Genomic DNA, 25,035 nt, shown 5'->3' with positions numbered 1-25,035 from the left:
ACCAATCAAAACCACCCAAACATGCATTGTCCCGGTATAACCGGTCAGTCAGGTTTCACGAACACTCGCCGGGCAGAGACTACCTGGCCGCGCACCGCGCAGTCCGGATGATGATCATTCACCAACCCCATGGCTTGCATGAAGGCATAGCACGTCGTGGGACCAACAAATTTCCAGCCTCGGCTTTTCAGTGCTTTAGACAGTGCTTGGGACCGGGGTGAGGTGGTTCGGGTAACGGGCTGCGCATTGGTCGGCTCCTCAAAGCGCCAGAAGAACGCGGCCAGTGAGCCCTCCTCTTTAATCATGTCCCGTGCGCAACGGGCGTTGTGAATAGCCGCTTCTATTTTTCGGCGATTCCGAATCAGGCCACTATCGGTCAGCATTCTCTCAATCTGTACTGGTCCGAAAGCCGCCACAGATTCGATATGGAAATCGCAGAAGGCACGGCGGAAGTTTTCCCGTTTCTCCAGGACGGTGCGCCAGCTCAAACCACACTGAAAGGCTTCAAGGCAGACCTTTTCGAACAGGTGACGATCCTCCTTCACCGGAAATCCCCACTCGGTATCGTGATAGCGCTGAAAATCCGGTGCAGCAGTGACCCAGGCGCAACGACACAGGCCATCGCTTCCTACAACGGTCGCTGTCATCCTGACGCCTTGTACGTGGGTGCTGCGGTGGCAGGGAGCTCAAGCAACTCGACAAGAAAATCCTGCCAATGGGTATAGACCATAAACCGGCCATAGCCAGGAAAACTGCGGAAGCGGACATTGGGAATAGAGGAAGCCAGTCCACGGGCACTTCCGATGGAAATAATGCGGTCGTCTTCACCATGCCATTGCAGAACCGGTATTGAGATAGTGCCCAAGTCCACTTGCCAGGGTTCCTGCATTCTCAGATATTCCTCCAGATGGACCCTGGCACCCTGAAACTGGCTGTGGCGCATGCGCTTGATGGTGCGGGACAACAGCTCCTCATCCGCAAAGATTTTTTGATCCGCCAGGCAAAGATTCTTGGCCATGCGAACATAAAACCTTTCCGGGGCCTTCTGTACGCCACGGATCGCTAATCGGCCAATCAGCAGAAACAGCCGAGGGTCTCGCCGAAATACGCGCAATAACATCTTGTGTAGCCGGTCCAGCTTATCGAGCTCGAAATGCTCAATCGGGACAGTACTGGCAAGAATCCCCAAGCGACTGAACAACTCTGGATCCTGTGCAGCTGCACACAGGGCGTAAGGCCCGCCACCGCAATAGCTGGCCATAGGAGGGCGTTCAATCCCGAGGTGCTGGCAAAGGAAGCGGATATCCGCCCCCAAATTGCCGAACTGCAGGTCGGGATTGTAGGTAGAAATCCCATAACCGGGACGCACGATCAAAATTACCCGCAGATTCTGCTCCCGATACCAGCGATCAAACCAGGCATGGTCCGGAAGCGACGAACCGAGATTATCCAAGGTCAGTACCGGCGCGCCATCCGGGGCGCCGTATTCCATCCAGCTCAGCACCCGCCCGTCCGGCAAGGTCACCGTATATTCCTGCTCCGTCTGTTCGGCGGGCAGGTTAGCCCCCTGGACAAGCGCATGCCCCATCACACGGCTGACCAGCTGCACCTGGCTGTTGGCCTCCAGCTTGGCCATGGTCGACTTCAACTGGGTTCGCGCTGTATGCACGCTGATATCGAGAAGCGCCGCGCTCTGATTCAGATTGCCGACTTTGCACAGCACGTGCAGCAATCGTGCTTCTGCTGGTGAGATGGCAAACAACGACTGCAGCCTCTCTGCGGATGGGGTGACGATACTGTGACCGGACAATACCCAGAGTATCGTGCGTACTTGAGAAATGTTGCCGGGAGCATCGGATTTCTGCACTGGAACACAAAGCAGTGAGACGCTCTCTTCCGGCGCGCTCAACAGCTGGGTGTTTCTACCTTCCGCCAGTTTATTGACTTGCACCAGAGCCTGACGCAATTTTCGATCATGAATGACTAATTGGCCGCTACTTGTCAGTTGCACGACCCCTTCCGCCAGCACCTGATGGGCAATCGCATTACACTCCACGACCTGCATCCATTCATCAAGCATCAGCATGGGCCAGGGCATCTGGTTATATAAGGTATTGAGCACCTGACACCGGTCTTCCAGCGCATGCATATAAGCACTGCTTTTGACAGCTCGCTCAAGATGCTCGATCAAGTGCTCCACTTCCGGCCTGACGGAGGAGTTACCCACTACGGCCCTGGTCACCGCAGGGCGTCCAGGGTTATCTCCTGCTGGGCTTTCCTCCTCAGAATCCGGTGTTGCCTCACCGTGGCCAGCCCACTCTGCCAACGTATCCAACAGGTCCACCCAGTCACCCGGGGCAAGCGCGGTGTCATAGATCTGGGCGATCACATCATTATCGTTCTTGTTTTTCTTGCGCACGGCGGCATCCACTCACGGGTATGCAGTTATAGTAAAAAGCCCCGACCGAAGGTCAACCTCTTACAACAATTCAAAATATGGAACTAAGTTTCACAAAATGATGCCCTCGGCGTAACATACCGCCTCACCGCCCCGGAGGACGCGCTATGGCACGAGTTCAACTGGAGCTGCCCGAGCAGTTTCTGTATACCCACACCATTAATGTTCGCATGACCGACCTGAACACAGGCAAGCATGTGGGCAATGACCAGATGATCTCGTTACTCTCCGAGGCCCGCTACCGGTTCTTCTGCGACGTTGGTTTCGACCAGTTTGAGCGTCAGGGACAAAGTATCGTGGTGACGGACTTGGTGGCGACTTACAAGGCGGAAAGCTTTGCCCAAGACGATCTGCAATTTGAAGTCGGCCTGATGGATTTCAACAAGTACGGCGCGGACCTGATTTTCAGGGTGACCAAACAACCATCTGGCCAAGTGGTGGTTCTGGCAAAACAGGGCTTCGTTTTTTTTGATCATGCCCGGCATGGAGTCATTCCGGTACCCGATAACTTTCGCCAGCAGTTTGCCTCGATTGCTGACCAGGCCTGATGGTGGCTACAACGCCATCCCGGTACACCAGCCACTGGCCCAGGCCCATTGGAAATTAAATCCGCCCAGCTGACCGGTGACATCCAGAACTTCACCGATGAAGTGCAGTCCCGGGACCGTTTTGACTTCAAAGTTTCGGGAAGAGAGACCGTCGGTATTCACCCCCCCCAGCGTCACCTCTGCGGTACGGTACCCTTCTGTCCCTGAGGGCTTGAACTGCCAGCCCTTGAGCACTGCGGCCACCCCGCCAAGACGGTCATTGCTGAATTGCTGAAGGTGGCCTTGCCAGCCGAATTGCTCCACCAGCGCAGCAGACAAGCGCTGGGAAAAATACTGGCGCAACCAACGCTCCAGCCCCCGATTGGGGTGCGCATTGCGTTCCTGAATCAAGACCTGAAGTGGGTCTTCCAACTGTGGAAGCCAGTCCACGGTGACCGCGGTGCCCGGCGCCCAGAAGCTGGACACCTGCAACATGGCCGGCCCGGACAGCCCCCGATGGGTAATCAGCATCGGCTCAGCGAAACGTGCCTTTCCCGCCTCGGCCACCACCTCCGTGCTGATCCCTGATAACTCCGACAACCAGGCCTTGTGCTCGGGAGGCAGCGTAAACGGCACCAGACCGGCCCGGGTGGGTAACACCGACAGACCAAACTGCTCTGCCAGCTGGTAACCAAAACCACTGGCGCCCATGGTCGGAATCGACAAGCCCCCGCAGGCCACCACCAGTGACTGGCATCGCACCGTTTCCCGGGTAGTGGTCAATTCAAAGCCAGAGTCTGTCCTGACTACCCTGCGGATTCCGGTATCCAGCTGTATCTCTGCCCCGGCCCACTCACACTCCGTCAATAACACCGCCAGCAAGGCCTTGGCACTGTCGGCGCAGAACAATTGCCCCGGCGCCTTCTCCACATGCTCTACACCATGGCGTTCCACCAGTTCCAGAAAGTGCCAGGGGGTGTAACGCTTGAGCGCAGATTTACAAAAATGGGGATTGGCAGAAACGAAATGTTCCGGCGTGGTATTCAGGTTGGTGAAGTTACAGCGACCGCCGCCGGACATGAGAATTTTCTTGCCAGCCTTGTTGGCATGGTCGATCACCCGCACGCGATGCCCTTGGTAAGCCGCGGTAGCGGCACACATCAGACCCGCCGCACCGGCACCGATCACAACAACATCAACGACACTGGAAACAGTCATGTAAGCTCCAAAATCAAGGAGCGAAGGATAGCGGGATCGGGCTATACCAGAAAGGTATAGCCCCGGAAAAACATTAGCGGATGACCGACGCCTCCATTGATGCGGAATAATTCTCGCTGCTGGCGTCGTTTACGGTCGCGGCTCCGTTCGCGATCTGAACCTGACTCCGGTAACGACCGCTTGCCATTACCTGTTCGCCGGGCAACAAGCGGGACGACGGTGGTTCAGATTGCCCATATTGCGGTTCAGCCGGACGATCACTGCTGCTTATATCATCTTCCTCGAAATAACAGCCTGCCAGCAAACCGGCAATGATTGCACTCAAGATCAGTTGCTTCATCTTTCCCCCACGGTCTGCCACGACCAAAATGTCCGTTTCCCGGATCGTCTGCTGTTATACCCCGGCGCACACTGGTCCGGCAAGCCAGCCGGTCAGAGCTGGCTTGCCGAAGCCTGTTTATTGGCTGAGTTCCTGCTCGCTGAACATGTCTGCGAACAGCGGCGAAGTCAGGTAGCGCTCCCCGGAATCGGGCAAGATCACCACGATGGTCTTGTCCTTGAACTCGGGCAGCTGGCTGATACGGTCCGCCACACACATGGCCGCACCGCAGGAAATACCGGCAAGGATGCCCTCTTCCTGCATCAGCTTGTGGGCCCAGGCCATGGCGTCCTCGTTGCTCACTTGTTCCGCGCGGTCCACCACACTCAGGTCCAGATTCTTTGGCACAAAGCCGGCACCGATGCCCTGAATCTTGTGCGGGCCGTGGGTGGGCTCTTCACCGTTCAGCCCGGCGGTAATCATGGTCGAAGAGTCCGGCTCCACAGCGATACTGGTAATGGCCTTGCCCTGGGTCTGCTTGATATAACGGGACACGCCAGTGATGGTCCCGCCGGTACCCACACCCGCCACCAGCACATCAATATCGCCACCGGTGGCCTCCCAGATTTCCGGGCCCGTGGTCTGTTCGTGAATAGCGGGATTGGCCGGGTTCTCGAACTGTTGCAGCATCAGGTGCGTATCAGGGTTTTCCTCAACCAGCTCCTGCGCCCTGGCAATGGCACCCGGCATGCCTTTCGGGCCGGGAGTCAGGACCAGTTTGGCACCCAGTGCCTTGAGAATCTTGCGACGCTCCAGACTCATGGAGTCGGGCATAGTCAGCACCAGATCGTAACCACGAGCAGCGGCCACGTAGGCCAGGGCAATACCGGTATTGCCGCTGGTGGGTTCCACCAGAGTCATGCCTGGCTTCAGTTTGCCGCTTTTTTCCGCATCCCAGATCATGGAGGCACCGATCCGGCACTTGACGCTGCCCGCCGGGTTACGCGACTCCAGCTTGGCCAATACATTGCCCTTGGTAATGCGGTTAATTTTCACCAGCGGGGTTTTGCCGATGGTCTCGCTGTTGTCCTTGTAGATCTGTGTCATGTTGTCTCCTTGGTATGCGATAAGCGCAAACTCAATTCCCGGAATCTTTTTTCAGCTTGCGGCTCCAGCGCTGTCTGGCGTAAAGACGCATATCTGCCACATTGTCCGTTTCATCCATGATCTCGCGGCCAAGGATGCTTTCCAGAATATCCTCAAGGGTGATCAGTCCCACCCAGGTACCATGCTCGTCGTAGACCACAGCCATATGCTGACGTTGGGTCAACATGGCATGAAACAAGTCCTCAATACTCAACGAGGTGCTCACCATGGTAACTTCGTGAGCCAGCACCGTCATGGACTGCTCCAGAGGAACCCCCAGCAAGTCAGACTTGTGGATATAGCCCTGCGCTTCGCCACTGGCCGTCATCACCGGGAAACGGGAAAAGGGCTGGCCTTTTTCTCTCTCGATGAAATCTGCGACTGACATGTCCGGGCTGACAACCCGGCACACGGTACGCGGTGTCATGATCGCTCCCACCTTCACGTCATGCAGGCGGAGAATGTTCTTGATGACCTTGTACTCATCTTCCTGCAGGGCCTCCTGATCCTTGCCCATGGCCGCCAGCGCACGAATCTCTGCCCGCACATCCACATCATGCTCGTTACCACCAATCTGGCTGGTGATCAGTTTCGACAACCAGACAAAGGGCGCCAAGGAAACCATGATGAACTTGAGCATGGGCGGCAAAAGGGGGGCCAAGGACCGCCAGTACTTGGCGCCGATGGTCTTGGGAATAATTTCTGAAAGAATCAGAATCGCCAGGGTCATCACCCCCGATGCCGCCGCCAGCCAGGTTTCACCAAACACCACAGCAACCTGTGCTCCCACCCCTGTGGCACCCACCGTGTGGGCAACGGTATTCAGCGTCAGGATCGCGGACAGCGGTTTATCGATATCGTCTTTGAAGGCCCTTAACGCCTTGTGGAGCGCCGGGCGTGTATCTCGCAGACCGGCAATAAAACTTGGCGTAATGGACAACAGTGCAGCTTCCAGCACGGAGCACAAGAACGAAAAACCAATGGAAATGGCGGCAAAGATGATCAGCAGGGTCAAGGGAGCAGACTCCTTCTGCAACTGGCGGCAGCCCCTGACACGCAAGGCCTGCCGTTTGCGAGAACGGTTAAATCAGGGGCGATAATCACTGGCAAACTCTGCCAGCAACTGGCACACATTCGCCATCCCATCATGAATCACCGCCTCAATTTCTTCCATGGTGATTTCATGGGTGGATTTGCCCGCGCCGGGGTTGACCACCAGCGACAGCATGGCATAGGGAATGCCCAGTTCACGGGCGAGTACCGCTTCCGGCATGCCGGTCATGCCGACAATATCGCAGCCATCACGCTCCATGCGGGCGATTTCTGCGGCGGTTTCCAGCCGGGGCCCCTGGGTGGCACCATAGCAACCCCCATCGCTCCACTTGAGATCAGAGGCGGCAAGGCGGGCTTTCAGGGCATCGCGCAGGGCCGTATCAAACGGCCAGCTGAAGTCCACATGCACCAGCGGGTCAGCCGGATCGTCAAACAGGGTGCTCTCGCGACCCCAGGTGTAATCAATGATCTGGTCCGGTAGCACCAGCGCACCGGTGGGCGCCAGCGTGGTGATGCCACCTACCGCATTGGCCGCCACAATCGCCGTCGCACCGGCCTCTTTCAGCGCCACCATGTTGGCCCGGTAATTCACCTGGTGAGGCAACAGCACATGGGGGTCGCCATGACGGGCCAGAAACAGTACCCGCTGGCCATCCAGTTCACCTTCCACCACCGGGGCAGAAGGCTCACCAAAACGGGTGGTAATGGCATGTTTGTCGACAATGCGCAGGTTATCCATGCGCGTCAGGCCGGTGCCACCGATAAATGCCAGCATCAGCTGTCGCTCTCCTTCACTGCGTAGATACCCGGCGCGTTACGCCAGAAGCCCTTGTAGTCCATGCCCATACCGAACAGGTAATAATCCTCGGCTTCCAGAGCCGTGAAATCGGCTTTCAAACCCGGTCGGGCCTTACGGTCGTGTTTCTTGTCGACCAGCACACAGGTCTTCACCGACGCCGCGCCCTGGGCGTAACAGGCTTCGATGATCGACAACAGGGTCGAGCCCACATCCAGGATGTCATCGACAATCAACACATCGCGGCCCGCCAGACTGGCATTGGGGGTGACGATCCATTCCACGGCACCGCCGGAGGTGGCCCCGAGATAGCGGCTGGCATGCAGGTAATCCATCTCCAGTGGGAAATCCAGGCGTTTGACCAGCTCGGCCGCGAAAATCATGCCGCCATTCATGATAGTCACGAACACTGGCACTTTGCCGGAGTAGGCCTCGGTCACCTCGAACGCGAGTTTGGCGATGGCTTCCTGAACTTGATCGGACGAATGCAGCTCGATGGCCTCGCGGCGTACCCGCATCAGTTCCTGTTGTACGTCGTTAGCGCTGGACATGTGTAGTTTCCTCGGCGTTGTCGTCCTCCAGCCCGGTGGCCGGATGGTCGTTGTCGCTGATCAGATGCAGGGTGCGGGTCGGGAAGGCGAACTCGGCACCGTGTTCGTGGACAATGTTCATGATTTTCATGAGCACGTCCTGCTTGATCTCATGGTAACGCACCCACTGGGTGGTTTCGGTGAAGGTGTAGATGAAGAACTCCAGATGTGACGCCCCATAACTGTCGAAATTGACAATGAGAGTACGACCCTCAGTATCCAGTTCTTCATGGGCAACCAGCATGGCTTTTACCGCGTCCACAATGCCTGGCATTTTTTCCCAGTCGTCGTAACGGATACCAATCTTCTCGTAGATACGGCGATTGAGCATGCGAGACGGGTTTTCCAGCACAATGGAGGTAAACATGGCATTTGGGATATACAGCGGTCGCTGGTCAAAGGTGCGGATGCGGGTCAGACGCCAGCCGATATTCTCCACCGTGCCTTCAATGGAACGGTCTGGCGAGCGCACCCAGTCGCCGACACGGAACGGCTTGTCCAGATAGATCATCATGCCGCCAAAGAAGTTGGCTAGCAGGTCCTTGGCGGCAAAAGCCACCGCCATGCCACCAATACCGCCAAATGCCAGTACCCCGGAAATGCTGTACCCGAGTGTCTGCAGAATAATCAGTGCAGCGGTAATGATCACCGAGACCCTCAGCAGCTTGGCAATGGCCGCTGCGGTGGACTGGTCCATGGGCTTGCGCATGCGCTCCGGATCGATGAGGTTTTTCTGGGTATAGGAGATAAACCGGTTCAGGAACATGGCAATAATGATGATGAAGGCGATCCGCCGCGCCTGGGGCACCATGTCAAAGATCAGATTTTCTTCTTCGCTGACGCTCTGCATCAGCTCAACGCTGATCGAGAGGCCCACCACCCAGAAGAACAGCCGCACCGGGATCCGGGCCGCTTCCAGCAAGGCATCATCCCACAAGGTATCGGTTTTGATGATCAGACGTTCGATAACATCGATCGCCCGCATCAGGATAAAATTCACCGACACAGTACATAACACCACAATAAAAAGCTGTGTCAGCCAGATATCCGAAGGGGTGTCTAGCGTCGGCCAGACCAGCAACTGCTGCCAATCCCAGTTCATGTGTTCTCCTCAATCAATCGTGTTGCCACTGCTTCAGCGGCCTGCCGCCGGCCGATGTCCATGGCATGCCGTGGTCGGCAACGCAGGCCGCCGACCGCAACCTGCCCCTGATGGCCAGCGGTTTCCAGATAGCCAAGCACCTCTTGTGCCCCTGACTGGCAATTGCAGGCCAGCACCATGTCGCAACCTGCCTTGAGCGCCGCCTCGGCACGTTGGGCATAACCGCCCGCCCCATGGGCCCCCGCCATGGACAAGTCATCGGAAAAAATCACGCCACGAAAACCGAGACGTTCTCGCAATACGGTTTGCAACCAGAACGGCGAGAACCCGGCTGTCTGATTCTCCACTGCACTGTAAATCACATGGGCAGGCATGATGCCATCCAGCCGCGACGCCAGTGCCGCAAACGGACGCAGGTCCGCTTGCTCAATCTCATCCATGGGGCGCGGGTCTACCGGCAGCTCCAGATGGGAATCTGCTACCACATGGCCATGACCTGGGAAGTGCTTTCCGGTCGCAGCCATACCGGCAGCATTCATGCCATCGATAAACGCCCCGGCCAGCGCTATCATCGCCTGCGGATCACCATGAAAACTGCGATCGCCGATCACCGTGCTGGCCCCATAATCCAGATCCAGCACCGGCGCAAAACTGATATCGATATCCAGCTCGGTCAATTCGGACGCCATCAGCTCGCCGATAAGTTTGGCATCCTGCAGCGCCTGCTCAGGCCCGCACGCGTAACCCCGCCCCAGTGCAGCCATGGGGGGCAAGCGCACAAAGCCTTCCCGAAAACGCTGCACCCTGCCCCCTTCCTGATCGACAGCGATCAGCATGTCTGGGCGGATTTCGCGAATCTGGCGCACCAGCTCAGCCAGTTGCTGCCGGTCCTGATAATTGCGGGTAAATAGAATCAAACCACCGGCTCCAGGATGAGCCAGCATGTCTTTCTCCACCGGGGAGACCGACAGGCCTTCCAGGTCGAGCATTAAAAGCGGGGAAACCGTGTCAGACATGACAACCCTGATTGGTCACTGTTATTCCGTGATAGTCACGGCGGTACCCACCGGCACCTGATCGAAAAGCTGCACCACATCCGCGTTGCGCATACGGATGCAGCCGTGGGACGCCGGCACCCCCATAGGCTCGGAGTCCGGTGTGCCGTGAATATAAATAAAGCGCCGAAAACTATCCACGTTACCGCCCTGATTGTGCTCTGGCTCCATCCCACCCAGCCAGAGAATACGGCTGAGCACCCAGTCGCGGTCAGGATGCGCCGCAGACAAGGCTGGGCCATGAGTTTCACCCGAAAACTTGCGGCCGGTCAGCACGGCGCCTTGCGGCAAACCGGCACCAAAACGTGCCCGTACCAGGTGGCGTCCCAGCGGGGTCGCTTCACTGCCCATGACCTGGCCGGCACCATTGCGGGCCGTGGAAACCGGGTAACGGACAGGCTGCGGGCCTCGCAGCTCCAGCCACTGCCCGCTGAGATTGATGATGATGTCCATCGTTAACCTGACAACACGCTGACAAAGGTCTGAATGATGGTGGCGTTGGCAATATCGACTATAAAGCCCCCCACCACCGGCACAATGATAAACGCAAGCGGCGACGGACCATGGTGCTGTGTCACCGCCTGAATATTGGCCACCGCCGTTGGCGTCGCGCCCATGGCAAAACCGCAATGCCCGGCACACAGTACTGCAGAGTCATAATTGCGGCCCATCAACCGGAAGGTCACAAAGGTAATAAAACTCAGCGCAAGCATCACCTGCACCAGCAACATGGCGAGCATGGGCAAGGCCAGATCCACCAGCTGCAGCAACTGCAAACTCATCAGGGTAATGGCCAGGAAAATACCCAGGGCAGTATTACCGACCATGTCGATGGTGGCATCGTTCACGTGCCACAAACGCCGTGCGGTATTGCCCAGCAAGATGCAGACAAACAACACCCAGACAAAGGTGGGCAGGCGAAAGACCTCGGCAAACTGCTCAGCCGCCACGGAACCGACCACCACCCCGACAGAGAGCAGCATGAGAATGCGGATCACACTGGCTGCCGCAATGGGGCGTGCTTTCTCGGCCTGGTCATAGCGTTCATCGCCCTCCCCGGCACCATGGGCTGGAGCGGACAACCGATAACGGCGTATCAGAAACATGGCAAGAGGCCCGCCCAGCAAGGCACCAAACACCAGCCCGAAAGTGGCCGAAGCCGCCGCCAGTTCTGACACCCCGGTGAGCCCGAAGTCACGCTGGAACACTTCTGCCCAGGCAGCACCGGTACCGTGCCCGCCCGTCATGGTCACTGACCCGCCGATCAGGCCGTAATACGGCTCCAGCCCCATCACGGTGGCCATGGTCACACCAACCAAATCTTGCAGGGCCACCAGCACGATCACCAGAATGGCGAAGATCAGCATGGCCCAGCCGCCCTGCTTGAGCAGACGGAAATCGGCCGCCAGCCCCACCGCCCCGAAGAAGAAAAGCATGGCCGGGGTTTTGAAGCTTTCATCGAAAGTGAGGTTAATCCCAGCCAGTTGCAGACCGGTCACGATCAGGGTGGCCAGCAGTCCCCCTACCACCGGTTCAGGCATATTCAGTCGGGAGAGAATCCCGACCTTGTGCACGATCCACTGACCCGCCCCCAGCACCAGCAGGGCGACCATCAGCGATTCCATGGCAGAAAACTGCATCTAAACTCCTTATCCGGCCCGATTGAACGCAGGGGCCAGGCGCCACACAACGGAATGGATCCGCTATACTGCCCGCGAAATCAGGATACGGCCATGAATCGCGAGAAACGGACTGAAATTTTTACCCGATTACGGGATCAGAACCCCAACCCCACCACCGAACTGGAGTACAGCTCCGACTTCGAGCTGCTGGTTGCCGTGGTGCTATCTGCCCAGGCCACCGATGTGGGTGTCAACAAGGCCACCGCCAGGCTCTACCCGGTAGCCAACACCCCCGAAGCCATTTATGCGCTGGGACTCGAGGGCCTTAAAGAGTACATCAAGACCATCGGCCTGTTTAACTCCAAGGCCGAGAACGTGATCCAGCTGTGCAAGATTTTGATCGAGCAGCATGACAGCCAGGTGCCCCGTACCCGCGAAGAACTGGAAGCCCTGCCTGGCGTCGGTCGAAAAACCGCCAACGTGGTACTCAATACCGCCTATGGCATGCCGACCATGGCCGTGGATACCCACATCTTCCGAGTCTCAAACCGCACCCGCATTGCCCCCGGCAAAAATGTGCTGGAGGTCGAAAAACGGCTGCTTCGACTGGTACCGGACGAGTTTCTGCGCGATGCTCACCACTGGCTGATTCTGCACGGTCGCTATGTGTGCATGGCACGTAAACCCAAATGCGGGGACTGTCTGATCGCCGACCTGTGTGAGTTTCCGCTCAGTAAACGACCGGGCTAACGGAGGCCCGGCCCAACCCGTTGAAAGGATGCATTATGAAAACCGCGTTGCCGTTGATTCTTTCCCTCGGACTGTTGTCCCCGTTCAGCCACGCCATTGAACTGACCCCTGGCAAATGGGCCATCACTGTGGAGATGAATGCTCCCGGTATGCCCGAAAACATGCGTACCCAGGTCCAACAGGACTGCGTGACCGCTGAAGAAGCCGCCAACCCGGAAGACGCCATGCGTGAAAGCTGGAAAGAAGACAATTGTGATACTGGGGATATCAGAACAACTGATAACGGGCTGGAATGGGAAGCAGAATGCACAATGCCTGGCAGCAATGCCAAAACCCGAATTACCGGCAAAATGGTGATGCATAACAGCAAGCACTACAGCACAGACATCACCGTCAAAGGCAATCACCACAGCATGAAGACTCACAGTGAAGCAAAGTGGGTAGGTGCCTGTAACGAATAGACCAGCGCCAGCCTGTTGGCTCGTTACCGGTATGCCTGGCAAGGCGCTGAATTGCCCCGGTATCGCGCCAACGGGTAGACGACAGAGGCTTTCAGGATACCAGCAGTGAGCCTGTTCCCATTTTCACCACATTACCCCCGATGCGGCATCGCAACTGCTTGCCAGGGTGCTTATCGAACTCCACTCGCAGCAGGCTCTTCCGGGTGTCGGGGCTGCCACGGTCCACAGACAAGGTATGCGTGCCTGGCACGGTTTCCTTCTGCTCAGCCAGATAAGCGATAAACTCAGGCATGACATTACCGATGGGAGGAAATACATCCCGAGGCAGGTCCGGGCTGATTATCCGCCCATGGAAATCAGACTCACCCGTGATGCTTCCCGGTGCAAACAAGAAAACTTCCGAGGTATAGATATTTCCGGCCAGCCCCGCCCAGTGCTCTGCATTCAGGCTGGCAGCCAGCACATGCTCGGGCTTGGTAAACGGTATGATCAGCGTCGGCTTATCCACGCTCACCACCATAGGTTTGTACTTACTAAAGGCGATATGCTTATCGTCGATATTAAGAGCGGCTGCCAACCGAGGAATTTCCGGGGTATAACGGTCGATGGATGGACTGAGGACACGGGCAAACTGAATGGCACCGGGCCCGTTATCCGTCTTGTCAATAAAGCTTTCTATCTGCTGGTCATTTTGCTTCAGCAGGTATGACGAAAACGTCCCCTGATCATCGGCCAACCCCATTTCATACGCCACATAAGAGGCAGCCAAAATAGTATGCGCGCCAAATAGCTGCTGCCCTCGGGGGGTGAAAACACTTACCGGAGAGGCGGCATTGTCCGGCTCGATAAACACGGTTTCGGTCTGCTGGAATTCGCTGGCGATCGCGGTCTTCCCCTGTGCATCCATGCTCTTTCCCGTCAGCATCACGACGGGGATTTGGGTGCCCTGAAACGGAGCCCCCGCGAATACATCCAGCAATGCGTAATCAAGCGCCATAATCAACGTCCTCGTTGTTTTCTTATGACTATGCCTGATGGAGCCGGATTTTCAATAATGAGAGCAGGCGAGCTAAACTGCGGGTACCGGCGCCTTGATACCGCCAACGAGAAATGGCAACAAGCGCTGGGTAATATCCGCCTCAGTCACATCCATGTTGAAGTCGTTGCGACTGATATCCTTCAGTGATTCAAGGCCCGAAAGGGTAAAGATCGTCGCCCCCAGACTGAACTGGACCCGCCAGAACAACTCCCGGGGCGGCACATCTGGAACCGCACGCTGCATGTGGTCTTGCAGGCGACGAAATACTGCGCCGTACTGTTGGTGCAAATATTCGCGCAAGTGCCCCTGGGGCTGACTGTAGGCCTGCCCGGACAAGCGGAAGAAGATCGCAGCGCGCTGAGGATCTTCCGGGTGAGACCCCAGCACCAAACGCGACATGATGCCGAGAATGTTCTCCGGGGTATCCGCTACACCACTAGCCTCCATCTCATCCAGCTTGGCGTCCAGCGCAGCACAAAATGGCGTCAGGAAGCGTTCAAACACGGCCTGTACCAGCGATTCCTTGGAGCCAAAGTGGTAGTTCACCGCAGCCAGATTCACACCTGCCTTGCTGGTAATGGCACGCAGGCTGGTTTCCGCAAACCCTTTCTGGGCAAACAGCACTTCTGCCGTATCCAGGATTCGGTCAACCGTTCCTGCCTGTGCCATAGCTTCGCCCCTGAGCATCGTTCAAAACATACGTTTCAAACATACGTTTGGCGGCATGCCTGGTCAAGGGACGCCGCCCTCAGAAGTAATACACCAGCTCTGCCTGCACAAAGTCCGATCGACTGATCGGGCCAAGCCCAGGGTTGGTGTTGACGTTGCGCAGGATATCCCGGTACAGCGCTGAAGGGCTGCGGGGGTCTTGCGCATCAGTGTAGAAACGGGCTTCCAGGGTGGCTTTCAGGTTATTGCCAAAGCGGCGGCTGGATTCCAGGCTGAAGGCCTTTTCTTCATTGTCGGCATCGTAAATCACGCCCGCCAGAATTTCGGTAGACGCCACATCGTTAAAGGTGAACCGGGTCCCCAACAGCACATCGCTGGCCATGGGGGACGCCAGGCTGTCTTCACGGTCTTCCCAGATATATTCCACGATCCAGCCCAGATCGGCCGCCGAGCCGAACAACCCCACCTGGGTATACTCAAAACCGCCATCCAGCGCGTAGAAACGATCGCCCTGCCCGGAACGGCTGATGGCTTCCAGTTTCCACAACCAGCCGTTCTGCAGGTATTGCAGCTCAAGGCCGGTCTGGTCGATGACGTTGTACACCGGGGTGAATTCCGGGTCACTGCCGGCAGGCAACTGCCCGGTGGCCAGTAACGTCTGCAGCTCCGCCATGGTCAGGTTCTGGGGAATCAGCAAGGGGTCGCGGCTGGTACCGGAAAAATGCGACAGGGCAAACTCGATCCCGTTATCGAAGTACTGCTGGTATCGAATGGCAAAGTCCACCCGGCCCTCCTCCTGGGAGGACTCGTAAACGGCGTCATCAGACACCGGTAACGGCGTACGAGGCCGGCCTTCTTCTCCGGCATAGGTGCGCTCACGGAAACCGGGCAGCACGAACAGGTCCACAATGCCCCAGTCGCGCACCAGTGACAGGTTGATCATCGGCTGGCCGAGTTTTTCCTCGCCATCCACCTGATCTACCTGGTCGGTCTGGTTGATGATGTCCACCAGGTGGCGCCCTTCGGTCACCCCCCAGAACACCTTGCGGATACCGACCCGCGATTCCCAACCGTTACCCACATGAATCCAGGAAAGCTCGCGGATATCCCAGTGGGTCCGTTCGCTGTCGTTTTCATCAACACGGGCGTAAGGAATGAAGGTGAACAGATCGTCCCGGTCGTTCCACTCGTGGAGAATTTCCGGTTTCAGGTAGGCCGAACTGTTGGTGTCGTAGTCGGCTTGCGGATAGGGAGAATCCTGGGTGAAGTAACGCCCTTCCAGCGCGACCTCGCCACGAAACTCCCACGCAGGAGCCAGAAGCGGCACCGCCAGCAGCGGTGCCGTCACAAACCATTTATTCATGATATCAACGCGCGCGTTTCAGGCTGTTCTGGTTGAAGTCCGCTTCCGTGAGGCCGGTGTCGTACTGGTAGTTACTCCAGAACAGGTCTGTGGCCTTGCCGGTCTGGTGGTTAATCATGGACATCTTGGCCGGTTGCCAGAACTTGTCCTTGTACTGGGTGAAATCGCTGGATTCCAGGGTTTTCAGCAGGCTGTCGCGGCGGTCGTAGTAATCCACTTTCCAGGTGCGGTATTCCTGCTGGTCCAGCCAGACCACCATCTTGGTGTAGCCGGAGTGCTCATCGGTGGGGTAGCGCTCCATCACAAAGCAGGTCAGCTCGCCACACGCTTCATCGCGCAGGTATTTGTAGGTGTACTTCTCGACCTCCTGACCGCGCATGTCCTCGAAACTGAATTCACTGCCCATGAAGGGGCCGGACTTGTTCCGCGACGCGATGGTCTTCACCCGGCGCAAGGCGGGCAGATACAGCCACTGGTCATCGTCCTTGTTCTTGTAGCTAAAGGTGAGCATGGCCGTGCCACGGACATCGCGGGGGGTATCGAAGATCGTCAGGCTCTTGTCACCCTCGTCTTCTCCTTTGCCTTCCAGGGTTTTTACCCGCAGTTCACGCTCGGCACGGTCCCCCCGCTTGGTGATCAATACCATCTTCATATCGGCCTGGAAGTCACCAAACCCCTCGCCGCGACGATCCGCTTCGCGGGCGATTTCCAGCCCTTTTTCTTCCGGTGTCTGGGCGTTGGCAAGCGGCGCAGCCATGGCCAGAGCCAGACCCGCAATCAGCAGACGAGATTTCATGAAGTCCTCATTACAGCTTGTTCGTGGTGGTGCGCCCGGCGGGCAACACGGTGTTTACCACATGATAGCGAGTTCTCAGGAAACAGCGATGCCGAAAGGGCCAAAATCTGAACCGGATTTACCCCTCGTTCGCAGTACAGTGGCAAGAGGCCACTCAAGCGTCGGCGGAGGCCACCTGAAACTTGCCGTGCTGCAGGAACGTGACAATCTGCTGGATGACCTTCCTTTTACGCATGATGAAGGCATGACTGGCGGGCATAACAATAAAGTCTTTCATTTCGGCGAGCCTGGCACTGTCCAGTGAGACCTTGCCGTCATCGCGGCCCGGGATCATCCATGACAGCCACGGGTCCACTGTGCGATTGCCCATGATGATACCGATTTCACCGGGAATCGGTGCCAGGCTTGCCGTAACGCCATCCGCCCCCGTGCCCAGTTGCTGGCCAGCAGGGCCGGTGAGCTTTTCAAACAGCCACCAGTCCTGCATGCGATCCACCACTTCGCTGCCGTGGTTGGGCGGCGACAGCATGACAATACGCCCGAGCTGCTCGATCTGATTATCCTGCAAATAGGCGCGCACCAGAATGCCGCCCATGGAGTGAGTCACAAAGTGCACCTGACCGCGGGCGTTGGCCTGGCACCAGTCCAGCCCCTGGCGGATTTCCGACGCGGCCAGCGCCTCCACCGTGGCTTGGGTGGAAGGGTAATCCCGGTTGTAGACCTGATAGCCGGCACCGCGCAGGGAGTCTTCGATGCGCGACATGGCCCAGGCTGAACGACGCAACCCATGGAGCAACACCACGCAGTCCTCTTGCACCTCGGCCTGATGCTGTCTTGACGCGACACCTGCAGCCTGAGCCACCTGCACAGGCCACAGGCTGGCAACGACCACCGACAGAACAAGGGAAAACCAGGAAAACAGGGTTGGGCTGGGCATGTGTACCTCCGTTTCACGAAGGGCCATGGCCCTGCTCGAGGGGGCAGACAATGGTGTCTGCCTTGCAAGCATTGGTGGCAAAAGGGAGAGATTCAATCCCCCACCGGGATCAGCGGCGGCAAAATCAGGCCGAAACGCCCGACACACGCATCCCGTCACACAGGCAAGGGCGCTTTCGGTTGAGCCGCGTTACCACTCCTCCAGATACCCCACACAGTGTTCCAGCAACTCACTGACGCGGATGATGGCCTGTGCCAGCCGCTCCAGATCACCCTCCGCCAGAGGCGCGTAGCGATCTTCGGCCATCAGGTTAAGCGCGTTGGCCTCGCTGGGAGGCGTTGGCCGACGAGCCAGCCCCGATGCGCCCATGGCCGTTTGCATCTCGCCATCCAGCCAGGCCACCAGATCACCCCGGTCCTTGCGAGCCTGGGCAATGACGGCCAGTTCCGGAGCCTCTACCCCCGCTGACGCGAATGCCCGCTCAAGGGCACCCAGGCTGAACAGGGTATCCGCACCAGGCACCTGGTAGGTCCTGGCGGACTGCCGCAGCAGCCCCACCAGAGAAGAATACACATGGAATACCACTGCACCACGTAGCGCCAAACGCACGGTGGGCACTGCCCCGGCCTGCTCACCGGTCAGCTGGCGGAGCATGGCCTGGGCGAAGTAAACCCGCTCTCGCAGGCCACTGACAGCATTATCACGAACCATTCGGGACATAACAAAATCCTGGCAAAAAGCGGCAAGCGACGGGCCTCAAGCAGCAAGGCGCAAGAGAGGCCGTCGCGTAGAAGAGGTTCTACCCACGTTCTTGTGTCATCGCAGCACGGAGCCCCATGCGTTCAGAACAAGAGATGTGAGCCTCGTGTTGTCGCTTGCCGCTTGTAGCGTGTGTCTTTACTTCTTGGCGGCGGCCTTTTTCCTGGCCGGGGCCTTCTTCTTCGCTGCCGCTTTTTTCTTGGCAGGGGCTTTCTTCTTGGTCTGCTCTTCTACCCACTTGCCGTCACGGTAGAAGGCCATCCAACCGGTCGCCTTGCCGTCGATCTCGCTCATGACATACTGCTCTTTCGCCTTGCGGCTATAGCGCAGCACCCCGGGGTTGCCGTCTGGGTCTTTCGCAGGGGCCTCAGCCAGATACTTGTGCTTGGGATCCAGCTGTTCCGCCACGCTCTGGATTTCTGCAATCAGCGGCGGGCGGGTTTCACGGTTTTTCGGGAACTTGCTGGCCGCCAGGAACAATCCGGACGCACCATCACGCAGCAGGTAATGATCATCTTCGTACTTCTCGCACTGAAGATGCGGCATGGGGATCGGGTCCGCCCGTGGCGGTGCCGGCTCACCATTCTTGAGCAGCTTGCGGGTATTACCGCAATCGTCGTTGGTGCACTTGAAGAACTTGCCAAACCGCCCGGTGCGCAGCTGCATCTCGCTGCTGCACTTTTCACATTCCAGTGTCGGACCATCGTAGCCCTTGATACGGAATTCACCCTGCTCGACAACATAGCCATCACAGTCCGGGTTATTACCGCAGACATGCAGCTTGCGCTTTTCGTCGATCAAGTAGTTTTCCATGGCGGTGCTGCATTTGGGGCAACGCTTCTTGTTACGCAGCTCCTTGGCTTCCGCCTCTTCGTCATCGGCATTCACGGCCACTGCTTCTTCACCAGGCAGCAGGTTCAGCGTAGCCGTGCAACGCTCCTTGGGCGGCAGGCTATAGCCTGAGCATCCCAGGAACACCCCGGTGGAACCGGTGCGAATCTGCATGGGCCGGCCACAGGTGGGGCAATCGATATCGGTATCAGTCGGCAGGTTGGCACGCATACCGCCTACTGCCTGCTTGCCGGACCCTTCACCCTGGGCGGATTCGAGTTTGGCGACAAAATCCCGGTAAAACTCGTCGAGAACGTCTTTCCAGTGACGGCCACCGTCGGCGATCTCGTCAAGGATCTCTTCCATACCAGCGGTGAAACCGTAATCCATCAGGTTGGGGAAGTTTTCCACCAGACGGTCAGTAACGATGTCACCCATTTTCTCGGCATAGAAACGGCGGTTGTCCTGACGCACATAGCCACGATCCTGAATCGTGGAGATGATCGCCGCATAGGTAGACGGACGACCAATCCCGCGCTTCTCCAGCTCTTTCACCAGGCTCGCTTCGGTAAAGCGTGCCGGCGGCTTGGTGAAATGTTGCTCGGCTTCAACGCTATCGATGGCCAGGGTATCGCCCTCACCCACATCCGGCAGCAGGGTATCTTCCTGGCCCTTGCGGGAAGCCGGCGGCTGGATACGGGTCCAGCCGTCGAATTTCATGATCCGCCCCTTGGCCTTCAGCTCGTAACCCTTGGCGGTTGCGGTCAGGGTGGTGCTCAGATACTCCGCCGGGGGCATCTGGCAGGCAATGAACTGGCGGCGAATCAGCTCGTAAAGGCGCTGCGCGTCACGCTCCATATCCTTGAGGTGCTCGGAGCGACGGTTCACATCGGAAGGACGAATGGCTTCGTGGGCTTCCTGGGCGCCTTCCTTGCTGGAATAGGACAGCGGTTTTTCCGGCAGGTACTTGTCACCCAGGTTTTCACCGATCCACTCACGGCAGGCCGTAACGGCATCTGCACTCAGGTTGGTAGAGTCGGTACGCATATAGGTAATGTGGCCCGCTTCGTAGAGCCGCTGGGCCAGCATCATGGTCTTCTTCACGCCGAAGTTAAGGCGAGTGCTGGCGGCCTGTTGCAGGGTCGAGGTGATGAACGGCGCAGAGGGCCGGGACTTGGTAGGACGTTGCTCACGCTGAGTAATCGTCAGCTTGCCCGCCTCCGCCAGGGCCTGGCGATGGGCATGCGCATCGTCACCATTATTGGGACGGAAATTCTCCCCCTGGTGCTTGGCTACCTGCAGGCGCAGGGCTTCGCCATCACCGGTATGGGTATCGCTGTACATCTCCCAGAACTCTTCCGGGATAAAAGCGCGAATTTCCCGCTCACGCTCAACCACCAGCTCCACTGCCACAGACTGAACCCGGCCAGCAGACAGGCCGCGGGCAATTTTTTCCCACAACAACGGGGAAATCATGAAGCCGACGACCCGATCCAGGAAACGGCGAGCCTGCTGGGCCTCGACGCGGTGCAAATCGAGCTTGCCGGGCTCCTCAAACGCCGCCTGAATGGCTTTCTTGGTAATCTCGTTGAATACCACCCGGTCAAAACGGCTGTCGTCGCCACCGATCACTTCCCGCAGGTGCCAGGCAATGGCCTCCCCTTCGCGGTCCAAATCCGTTGCCAGATAGATACGGTCAGCCTTGGCCGCCAGACGCTTGAGCTCATCGACCACTTTGTCCTTGCCGGGCAGGATCTCGTAATGGGCATCCCAGCCTTTTTCCGGATCGATACCCATGCGGTTAACCAGCTGCGCCTTGGCCTTCTTCTTTTTATAGGCTTCGCGTTCGTCCTTGGGCAACGAGCGTGTGTAGGCAGCCTCTTTGGCGCGTTCCTGAGGGGTACTCTTTTTGGAGCCACCGCTAACCGGCAAATCCCTCACGTGCCCCACACTGGACTTCACGATGAAGTCATCGCCCAGGTAACGATTAATGGTCTTGGCCTTGGCAGGCGACTCCACAATGACTAGCGATTTTCCCATTCTCAGGTACTCAACATCCGATCTAAGGCTTGCGATGGGCGCTATTTAGACAGCGCCGGTATAGGCGGGTCAAGCAACATGTGCCCCCCGGATCCTTTTTTAGTAGTAGTACAAGCAGAGGTGGAAGAGCAACCCTGTACTGTGAATTACCCCGCTGGCAACCACTGCAAGGCGAGTTATACTGCCGGGAAAGACGGCTTTCATGGAGAGAATCGTGCCTACGCCCTATCGCAAGATCCTGGTTGCCATCGACGGCAGCGATGAATCCGCACAGGTGCTATCCCGTGCCGCTGGCGTCTTGTCTGGCAACGAAGGAGAGCTTCACCTCATCCATGTGATCGAACCGCTGGCGCTGGCCTACGGCGCCGATGTCCCCATGGATGTCACTGACCTACAGACCGGGCTGATGGAACAGGCCCGGGAAATGGCCAGGCGCTATGCCCAGCGTTACCAGATTCCCGATGGCAACGTGCACGTAGAGCTGGGGTCTATCGAGAAGACCATCCTCGACAAGGCCGACAAGCTGGAGGCCGACCTGATTGCTGTCGGCAGCCACACGCGCAGTGGTCTGGCGTTGCTACTGGGATCCACGGCGCGCGGTCTGGTCCCCGGTGCCCATTGTGATGTCCTGGCAGTGAAGGTCGACCAGAAAAGTGGATGATACAAGGCCAGGATACTGGCAGCCCGCGACCGCGGACTGCCAGCACGTTATTCCGACTCTTTGTTACGTTAGCTGGATATTCCCGGTATTCGCCTGACTTTCTTCATTCCAGCGACAAAGCAGTTCAGCTAATCCCTGTGCCTGCTCACACAGTGCCCGCAATTCTTCTTTGCTGCCTTTCTCGCCCTGAAATACGGGAAGCTTGCGCATTGACTGTACCAATTCGTGCTGCGGTGCCTGCATGCGTTTCACTTCCAGCGTCCAGCGAATGTGGTGCACGATCATATGAAAAAAGGCTAACCGGGTCGGCAACGAATACGGGCTTTGCTCGTCATTGAAAGCATTGAAATCCAGGCTCGCCACTACCGCTTCACGAGCACTGTCAGCCACCTTGATCGTGGCACTTCTAGGGGTCCGCAGCAGCATAGACAACGAGCCAAAAACCTCCCCGGGAGAGACATAGTAAAGCGGCGCCTGCCCTTCCTGCTCTGCATGGACTTCCAGCTGGCCTCGCAAGAGAAAATACAGCGTGGAATCCACATCCCCGGCACGAATCACCGTGTCGCCGGAGCTGGCCACCCACAACCGCGTGTTCTGCTCAAGCAAGGAGAACTGAACCTGGTCATCCCTCGCAATTTCATTGAAAAACGGAACACCGGAAAGTAACTGCCGAACCCGCTGCTGGCCGAAATCGTTATTGTTGGCCTGCTCCATCTACACTCCCCGTCTCATCTGCACCATGGCTTGATGGATATGAAAACCTAATGCTAGTGCGCGCACTCGAGCAGGGCAACGGCAGTAATGACAAAGAACGAGAATTGACTGGTCAGGAGAAACTGGACAAATAACACTGTTCATATTGCCAGTACCCATGCTAGGATCAAATTCATCGACCCATTGTCCCCTTTGGATGACAGAGGCTGTCAGAAAATACGCACATGGCAAGGCGCTATTTCTGACAATCATACGGAGAAGGTTATGAGCAGCAAACTGACTGAACGCCAGCAACAGGTACTGGATTGCATTCGTGAATGCCTGGCCGATACCGGCATGGCGCCCACCCGAGCGGAAATCGCCGACATCATGGGCTTTCAGTCCAAGAATGCCGCATCGGATCATCTCCGCGCCCTGGAACGCAAAGGGTACATCAAGCTACATAGCGACCGCTCACGTGGTATCCAACTGCTCGATAACGCCTACTGGTCAGAAGAAGAATTGCCCATCGTCGGCAAGGTTGCGGCCGGTGTCCCCATCGAAGCCATTGAAAACGTGGAACGTACAGTCCCCGTCCCGCAAGGCTTGTTCAAGCAGCGCCCGACTTACCTGTTGAAGGTTCAGGGCGACAGCATGATCGATGCCGGCATTTTTGATGGCGACCTTATCGCAGTGCGTAAATCGAACGTGGCTCGCAACGGTGAGATCGTAGTGGCCAGAATTGACGAGGAAGTCACGGTCAAGACGTTAAAATTGAATAAATCGAGTGCTACCCTGCTACCTGCGAATGAGGCCTATGAGCCCATCAAGGTACCAGCCGACCAGCTGGTGATCGAAGGCATTTTCGTGGGGTTGATCCGTGATCCGAATTCTTATTAGTCTCCTTGTTCTGGTACTGAGTAGCAGTGTGATGTCAGACGATAATAACTTACTCGCGCCCTGCCCGAATTCCCCCAACTGTGTGTCCAGTCTGAGCGGCAGCAAGGACCACTGGGTTGCCCCTCTTAAGGTTTCGGATAATCGCGACACCAGCCTGCAACGCCTGCAGACCTTGCTGGATGCCGAACCGCGGGTAGAATATGACGTAGTCGGTCAATCTCGAATCCAGGCCCGCTTCAAGAGCCTGGTACTTCGCTTTACAGATGATGTGACCTTCTATGTACGCGACAATGGCGTCGTTGAGGTTCGCTCTGCGTCCCGAGTGGGTTATTGGGATTTAGGTGCCAACCGCCGTCGGGTAGAATCGCTGCGCAGTAAATTGGCAGAGTTGAAATCCGATGACACTACCGCACAACACTCCTCACAAAACGCGCATCCACTGGGCTGATATCGGCGTTAATCTGACGGACAAGCAGTTCCGCGATGACCGTGATAATGTCCTCAAGCGCGCCCGCGCCGCCGACGTCAGCTGGCAACTAATCACGGGCACCAGCCTTGAGGAATCGCGGCAGGCAGTCGCACTGGCATCACAGCATGACGACTTGTACGCAACGGCAGGCCTTCACCCCCACGGTGCACGCTTTTATTCGCCAGAAACAGAAAAAGAGCTGCGTGAGTTGCTTCAGTCACCAGAGGTCCGTGCGGCTGGAGAAATGGGGCTGGACTTTAACCGGGACTTCTCCCCCCGACCAGCCCAGGAAAAAGCGTTCGAAGCCCAACTAGCCTTGGCGGTTGAAGCGGGTCTGCCGGTTTTCCTTCACGAACGTGATGCCTATGAACGTTTCCTTCCCATTCTCAAGGCTTGGCGACACCAACTCAAAGGAGCCGTTGTGCATTGCTTCACGGGCTCAAAACGGGCGCTGTTCGACTATCTGGATCTGGATTGCCACATCGGTATTACCGGCTGGGTGTGCGATGAACGGCGAGGCAGGGAGCTGGCCGCTTTGGTGCCCAATATTCCTGACAATCGCCTGCTGCTGGAGACCGACGCTCCCTATTTGATCCCGAGAAACCTGCCCACTGCACCGCCCCTGAAAAGGCGCAACGAGCCCGCCCTTCTACCCTGGATCGGACAGTGCGTAGCATTACTCCGCGACCAGACAATTGACGTGGTGGCTGCAAACACGACAGCTAACGCCTGCGAACTCTTTGCAACGGCATCACCAGAGCAGATGATAGCCCCCGATTAG

At 57.4% G+C, this 25,035-nt stretch carries 27 protein-coding genes; 7 read left to right on the top strand and 20 right to left on the bottom strand.

What is annotated here, in order from left to right; all coding sequences use genetic code 11:
- Nucleotides 1–44 precede the first annotated feature (44 nt).
- Nucleotides 45–647 carry a DNA-3-methyladenine glycosylase I gene (locus D4A39_RS02150; protein ID WP_022986216.1) on the bottom strand — a complete coding sequence of 201 codons (603 nt, stop codon included), beginning with the start codon at nt 645–647 and terminating at the stop codon, nt 45–47.
- On the bottom strand, nt 644–2,419 hold the full coding sequence (locus D4A39_RS02145) for a bifunctional helix-turn-helix transcriptional regulator/alpha/beta hydrolase (RefSeq protein WP_022986217.1): 1,776 nt from the start codon (nt 2,417–2,419) through the stop codon (nt 644–646). Before D4A39_RS02145 ends, D4A39_RS02150 begins: the two co-directional genes overlap by 4 nt.
- Before the next feature lie 146 nt (nt 2,420–2,565).
- Here D4A39_RS02145 and D4A39_RS02140 point away from each other — a divergent pair, with 146 nt between their 5' ends.
- The gene (locus D4A39_RS02140; RefSeq protein WP_022986218.1) at nt 2,566–3,006 is read left to right on the top strand and encodes a thioesterase family protein; all 441 of its coding nucleotides are present in this window, start codon (nt 2,566–2,568) and stop codon (nt 3,004–3,006) included.
- A 6-nt stretch (nt 3,007–3,012) separates the two neighbouring features.
- On the opposite strand, the gene D4A39_RS02135 is transcribed toward D4A39_RS02140, so the two are convergent.
- From D4A39_RS02135 to gltS, 10 genes are all read right to left on the bottom strand, one after another.
- Entirely contained in the window at nt 3,013–4,203 is a 1,191-nt protein-coding gene (locus D4A39_RS02135) for a BaiN/RdsA family NAD(P)/FAD-dependent oxidoreductase (protein ID WP_022986219.1), read from the bottom strand.
- Between the two features lie 73 nt (nt 4,204–4,276).
- Nucleotides 4,277–4,543, bottom strand: a complete 267-nt coding sequence (locus D4A39_RS02130) for a hypothetical protein (protein WP_022986220.1) — start codon at nt 4,541–4,543, stop codon at nt 4,277–4,279.
- A gap of 117 nt (nt 4,544–4,660) precedes the next feature.
- Nucleotides 4,661–5,629: a cysteine synthase A gene (cysK, locus tag D4A39_RS02125; RefSeq protein ID WP_022986221.1), complete on the bottom strand. Its 969-nt coding sequence runs from the start codon at nt 5,627–5,629 to the stop codon at nt 4,661–4,663.
- A 31-nt stretch (nt 5,630–5,660) separates the two neighbouring features.
- Nucleotides 5,661–6,683: a CNNM domain-containing protein gene (locus tag D4A39_RS02120; protein ID WP_022986222.1), complete on the bottom strand. Its 1,023-nt coding sequence runs from the start codon at nt 6,681–6,683 to the stop codon at nt 5,661–5,663.
- Between the two features lie 72 nt (nt 6,684–6,755).
- Entirely contained in the window at nt 6,756–7,496 is a 741-nt protein-coding gene (locus tag D4A39_RS02115; protein ID WP_022986223.1) for an S-methyl-5'-thioinosine phosphorylase, read from the bottom strand.
- Nucleotides 7,496–8,068: a hypoxanthine-guanine phosphoribosyltransferase gene (locus D4A39_RS02110; RefSeq protein ID WP_022986224.1), complete on the bottom strand. Its 573-nt coding sequence runs from the start codon at nt 8,066–8,068 to the stop codon at nt 7,496–7,498. Before D4A39_RS02110 ends, D4A39_RS02115 begins: the two co-directional genes overlap by 1 nt.
- Nucleotides 8,055–9,209, bottom strand: a complete 1,155-nt coding sequence (locus D4A39_RS02105; RefSeq protein ID WP_119917410.1) for a mechanosensitive ion channel family protein — start codon at nt 9,207–9,209, stop codon at nt 8,055–8,057. The genes D4A39_RS02110 and D4A39_RS02105 overlap by 14 nt, the downstream gene beginning before the upstream one ends.
- Complete coding sequence (gene nagZ, locus D4A39_RS02100; RefSeq protein ID WP_022986226.1) at nt 9,206–10,225, bottom strand: beta-N-acetylhexosaminidase; 1,020 nt, start codon at nt 10,223–10,225, stop codon at nt 9,206–9,208. The genes D4A39_RS02105 and nagZ overlap by 4 nt, the downstream gene beginning before the upstream one ends.
- Before the next feature lie 21 nt (nt 10,226–10,246).
- Nucleotides 10,247–10,717: a L,D-transpeptidase gene (locus D4A39_RS02095; protein ID WP_102792697.1), complete on the bottom strand. Its 471-nt coding sequence runs from the start codon at nt 10,715–10,717 to the stop codon at nt 10,247–10,249.
- 2 nt (nt 10,718–10,719) lie between these two features.
- Nucleotides 10,720–11,904, bottom strand: a complete 1,185-nt coding sequence (gene gltS / locus D4A39_RS02090) for a sodium/glutamate symporter (RefSeq protein ID WP_022986228.1) — start codon at nt 11,902–11,904, stop codon at nt 10,720–10,722.
- A gap of 93 nt (nt 11,905–11,997) precedes the next feature.
- Between gltS and nth the strand changes: the two genes are divergently transcribed.
- Together nth and D4A39_RS02080 are read left to right on the top strand one after the other, a co-directional pair.
- Nucleotides 11,998–12,636 (top strand): endonuclease III, encoded by a 639-nt coding sequence (gene nth, locus D4A39_RS02085; RefSeq protein ID WP_119917409.1) that lies wholly within the window; start codon nt 11,998–12,000, stop codon nt 12,634–12,636.
- Between the two features lie 35 nt (nt 12,637–12,671).
- Complete coding sequence (locus D4A39_RS02080) at nt 12,672–13,097, top strand: DUF3617 domain-containing protein (RefSeq protein ID WP_102792695.1); 426 nt, start codon at nt 12,672–12,674, stop codon at nt 13,095–13,097.
- Nucleotides 13,098–13,188: 91 nt separating this feature from the next.
- On the opposite strand, the gene D4A39_RS02075 is transcribed toward D4A39_RS02080, so the two are convergent.
- The 7 genes from D4A39_RS02075 to topA all read right to left on the bottom strand — a co-directional run bounded on the left by D4A39_RS02075 (nt 13,189) and on the right by topA (nt 21,531).
- Nucleotides 13,189–14,094 (bottom strand): PhzF family phenazine biosynthesis protein, encoded by a 906-nt coding sequence (locus D4A39_RS02075; RefSeq protein WP_022984568.1) that lies wholly within the window; start codon nt 14,092–14,094, stop codon nt 13,189–13,191.
- A gap of 72 nt (nt 14,095–14,166) precedes the next feature.
- Nucleotides 14,167–14,805, bottom strand: a complete 639-nt coding sequence (locus tag D4A39_RS02070; RefSeq protein ID WP_022984567.1) for a TetR/AcrR family transcriptional regulator — start codon at nt 14,803–14,805, stop codon at nt 14,167–14,169.
- 79 nt (nt 14,806–14,884) lie between these two features.
- Nucleotides 14,885–16,168 (bottom strand): hypothetical protein, encoded by a 1,284-nt coding sequence (locus D4A39_RS02065; RefSeq protein ID WP_119917408.1) that lies wholly within the window; start codon nt 16,166–16,168, stop codon nt 14,885–14,887.
- 4 nt (nt 16,169–16,172) lie between these two features.
- Complete coding sequence (locus D4A39_RS02060) at nt 16,173–16,964, bottom strand: outer membrane lipoprotein-sorting protein (protein WP_119917407.1); 792 nt, start codon at nt 16,962–16,964, stop codon at nt 16,173–16,175.
- A gap of 154 nt (nt 16,965–17,118) precedes the next feature.
- On the bottom strand, nt 17,119–17,901 hold the full coding sequence (locus D4A39_RS02055) for an alpha/beta fold hydrolase (protein WP_119917406.1): 783 nt from the start codon (nt 17,899–17,901) through the stop codon (nt 17,119–17,121).
- Between the two features lie 189 nt (nt 17,902–18,090).
- Nucleotides 18,091–18,621, bottom strand: coding sequence for a hypothetical protein (locus D4A39_RS02050; protein ID WP_119917405.1), 531 nt, complete (start codon nt 18,619–18,621; stop codon nt 18,091–18,093).
- Nucleotides 18,622–18,798: 177 nt separating this feature from the next.
- Nucleotides 18,799–21,531, bottom strand: coding sequence for a type I DNA topoisomerase (gene topA / locus D4A39_RS02045; RefSeq protein WP_022984562.1), 2,733 nt, complete (start codon nt 21,529–21,531; stop codon nt 18,799–18,801).
- 214 nt (nt 21,532–21,745) lie between these two features.
- Between topA and D4A39_RS02040 the strand changes: the two genes are divergently transcribed.
- Nucleotides 21,746–22,192 carry a universal stress protein gene (locus D4A39_RS02040; protein WP_022984561.1) on the top strand — a complete coding sequence of 149 codons (447 nt, stop codon included), beginning with the start codon at nt 21,746–21,748 and terminating at the stop codon, nt 22,190–22,192.
- A gap of 63 nt (nt 22,193–22,255) precedes the next feature.
- Here the strand turns inward: D4A39_RS02040 and D4A39_RS02035 are convergent, their stop codons facing one another.
- The gene (locus tag D4A39_RS02035; RefSeq protein WP_119917404.1) at nt 22,256–22,906 is read right to left on the bottom strand and encodes a cyclic nucleotide-binding domain-containing protein; all 651 of its coding nucleotides are present in this window, start codon (nt 22,904–22,906) and stop codon (nt 22,256–22,258) included.
- Nucleotides 22,907–23,170: 264 nt separating this feature from the next.
- Between D4A39_RS02035 and lexA the strand changes: the two genes are divergently transcribed.
- The 3 genes from lexA to D4A39_RS02020 are packed head-to-tail and all read left to right on the top strand — an operon-like array spanning nt 23,171 to nt 25,035.
- Nucleotides 23,171–23,785: a transcriptional repressor LexA gene (gene lexA, locus D4A39_RS02030; protein ID WP_022984559.1), complete on the top strand. Its 615-nt coding sequence runs from the start codon at nt 23,171–23,173 to the stop codon at nt 23,783–23,785.
- A gap of 31 nt (nt 23,786–23,816) precedes the next feature.
- Nucleotides 23,817–24,233 carry a DUF1499 domain-containing protein gene (locus tag D4A39_RS02025; protein WP_022984558.1) on the top strand — a complete coding sequence of 139 codons (417 nt, stop codon included), beginning with the start codon at nt 23,817–23,819 and terminating at the stop codon, nt 24,231–24,233.
- Nucleotides 24,184–25,035: a TatD family hydrolase gene (locus D4A39_RS02020; RefSeq protein ID WP_022984557.1), complete on the top strand. Its 852-nt coding sequence runs from the start codon at nt 24,184–24,186 to the stop codon at nt 25,033–25,035. The genes D4A39_RS02025 and D4A39_RS02020 overlap by 50 nt, the downstream gene beginning before the upstream one ends.

Source organism: Alcanivorax profundi, from assembly GCF_003597125.1.
Lineage (GTDB): Bacteria > Pseudomonadota > Gammaproteobacteria > Pseudomonadales > Alcanivoracaceae > Alcanivorax > Alcanivorax profundi.
This window is presented reverse-complemented; position numbering and strand designations above follow the sequence as displayed.

Coding starts and splice junctions, on each gene's coding strand:
- D4A39_RS02065 (WP_119917408.1), bottom strand. CDS start 16,168: ATGAATAAATGGTTTGTGACGGCACCGCTGCTGGCGGTGCCGCTTCTG.
- D4A39_RS02130 (WP_022986220.1), bottom strand. CDS start 4,543: ATGAAGCAACTGATCTTGAGTGCAATCATTGCCGGTTTGCTGGCAGGC.
- nth (WP_119917409.1), top strand. CDS start 11,998: ATGAATCGCGAGAAACGGACTGAAATTTTTACCCGATTACGGGATCAG.
- D4A39_RS02035 (WP_119917404.1), bottom strand. CDS start 22,906: ATGGAGCAGGCCAACAATAACGATTTCGGCCAGCAGCGGGTTCGGCAG.
- D4A39_RS02060 (WP_119917407.1), bottom strand. CDS start 16,964: ATGAAATCTCGTCTGCTGATTGCGGGTCTGGCTCTGGCCATGGCTGCG.
- D4A39_RS02075 (WP_022984568.1), bottom strand. CDS start 14,094: ATGGCGCTTGATTACGCATTGCTGGATGTATTCGCGGGGGCTCCGTTT.
- D4A39_RS02115 (WP_022986223.1), bottom strand. CDS start 7,496: ATGCTGGCATTTATCGGTGGCACCGGCCTGACGCGCATGGATAACCTG.
- D4A39_RS02135 (WP_022986219.1), bottom strand. CDS start 4,203: ATGACTGTTTCCAGTGTCGTTGATGTTGTTGTGATCGGTGCCGGTGCG.
- nagZ (WP_022986226.1), bottom strand. CDS start 10,225: ATGTCTGACACGGTTTCCCCGCTTTTAATGCTCGACCTGGAAGGCCTG.
- lexA (WP_022984559.1), top strand. CDS start 23,171: ATGAGCAGCAAACTGACTGAACGCCAGCAACAGGTACTGGATTGCATT.
- D4A39_RS02110 (WP_022986224.1), bottom strand. CDS start 8,068: ATGTCCAGCGCTAACGACGTACAACAGGAACTGATGCGGGTACGCCGC.
- cysK (WP_022986221.1), bottom strand. CDS start 5,629: ATGACACAGATCTACAAGGACAACAGCGAGACCATCGGCAAAACCCCG.
- D4A39_RS02095 (WP_102792697.1), bottom strand. CDS start 10,717: ATGGACATCATCATCAATCTCAGCGGGCAGTGGCTGGAGCTGCGAGGC.
- gltS (WP_022986228.1), bottom strand. CDS start 11,904: ATGCAGTTTTCTGCCATGGAATCGCTGATGGTCGCCCTGCTGGTGCTG.
- D4A39_RS02105 (WP_119917410.1), bottom strand. CDS start 9,209: ATGAACTGGGATTGGCAGCAGTTGCTGGTCTGGCCGACGCTAGACACC.
- D4A39_RS02055 (WP_119917406.1), bottom strand. CDS start 17,901: ATGCCCAGCCCAACCCTGTTTTCCTGGTTTTCCCTTGTTCTGTCGGTG.
- D4A39_RS02070 (WP_022984567.1), bottom strand. CDS start 14,805: ATGGCACAGGCAGGAACGGTTGACCGAATCCTGGATACGGCAGAAGTG.
- topA (WP_022984562.1), bottom strand. CDS start 21,531: ATGGGAAAATCGCTAGTCATTGTGGAGTCGCCTGCCAAGGCCAAGACC.
- D4A39_RS02050 (WP_119917405.1), bottom strand. CDS start 18,621: ATGTCCCGAATGGTTCGTGATAATGCTGTCAGTGGCCTGCGAGAGCGG.
- D4A39_RS02080 (WP_102792695.1), top strand. CDS start 12,672: ATGAAAACCGCGTTGCCGTTGATTCTTTCCCTCGGACTGTTGTCCCCG.
- D4A39_RS02020 (WP_022984557.1), top strand. CDS start 24,184: ATGACACTACCGCACAACACTCCTCACAAAACGCGCATCCACTGGGCT.
- D4A39_RS02025 (WP_022984558.1), top strand. CDS start 23,817: ATGTCAGACGATAATAACTTACTCGCGCCCTGCCCGAATTCCCCCAAC.
- D4A39_RS02150 (WP_022986216.1), bottom strand. CDS start 647: ATGACAGCGACCGTTGTAGGAAGCGATGGCCTGTGTCGTTGCGCCTGG.
- D4A39_RS02140 (WP_022986218.1), top strand. CDS start 2,566: ATGGCACGAGTTCAACTGGAGCTGCCCGAGCAGTTTCTGTATACCCAC.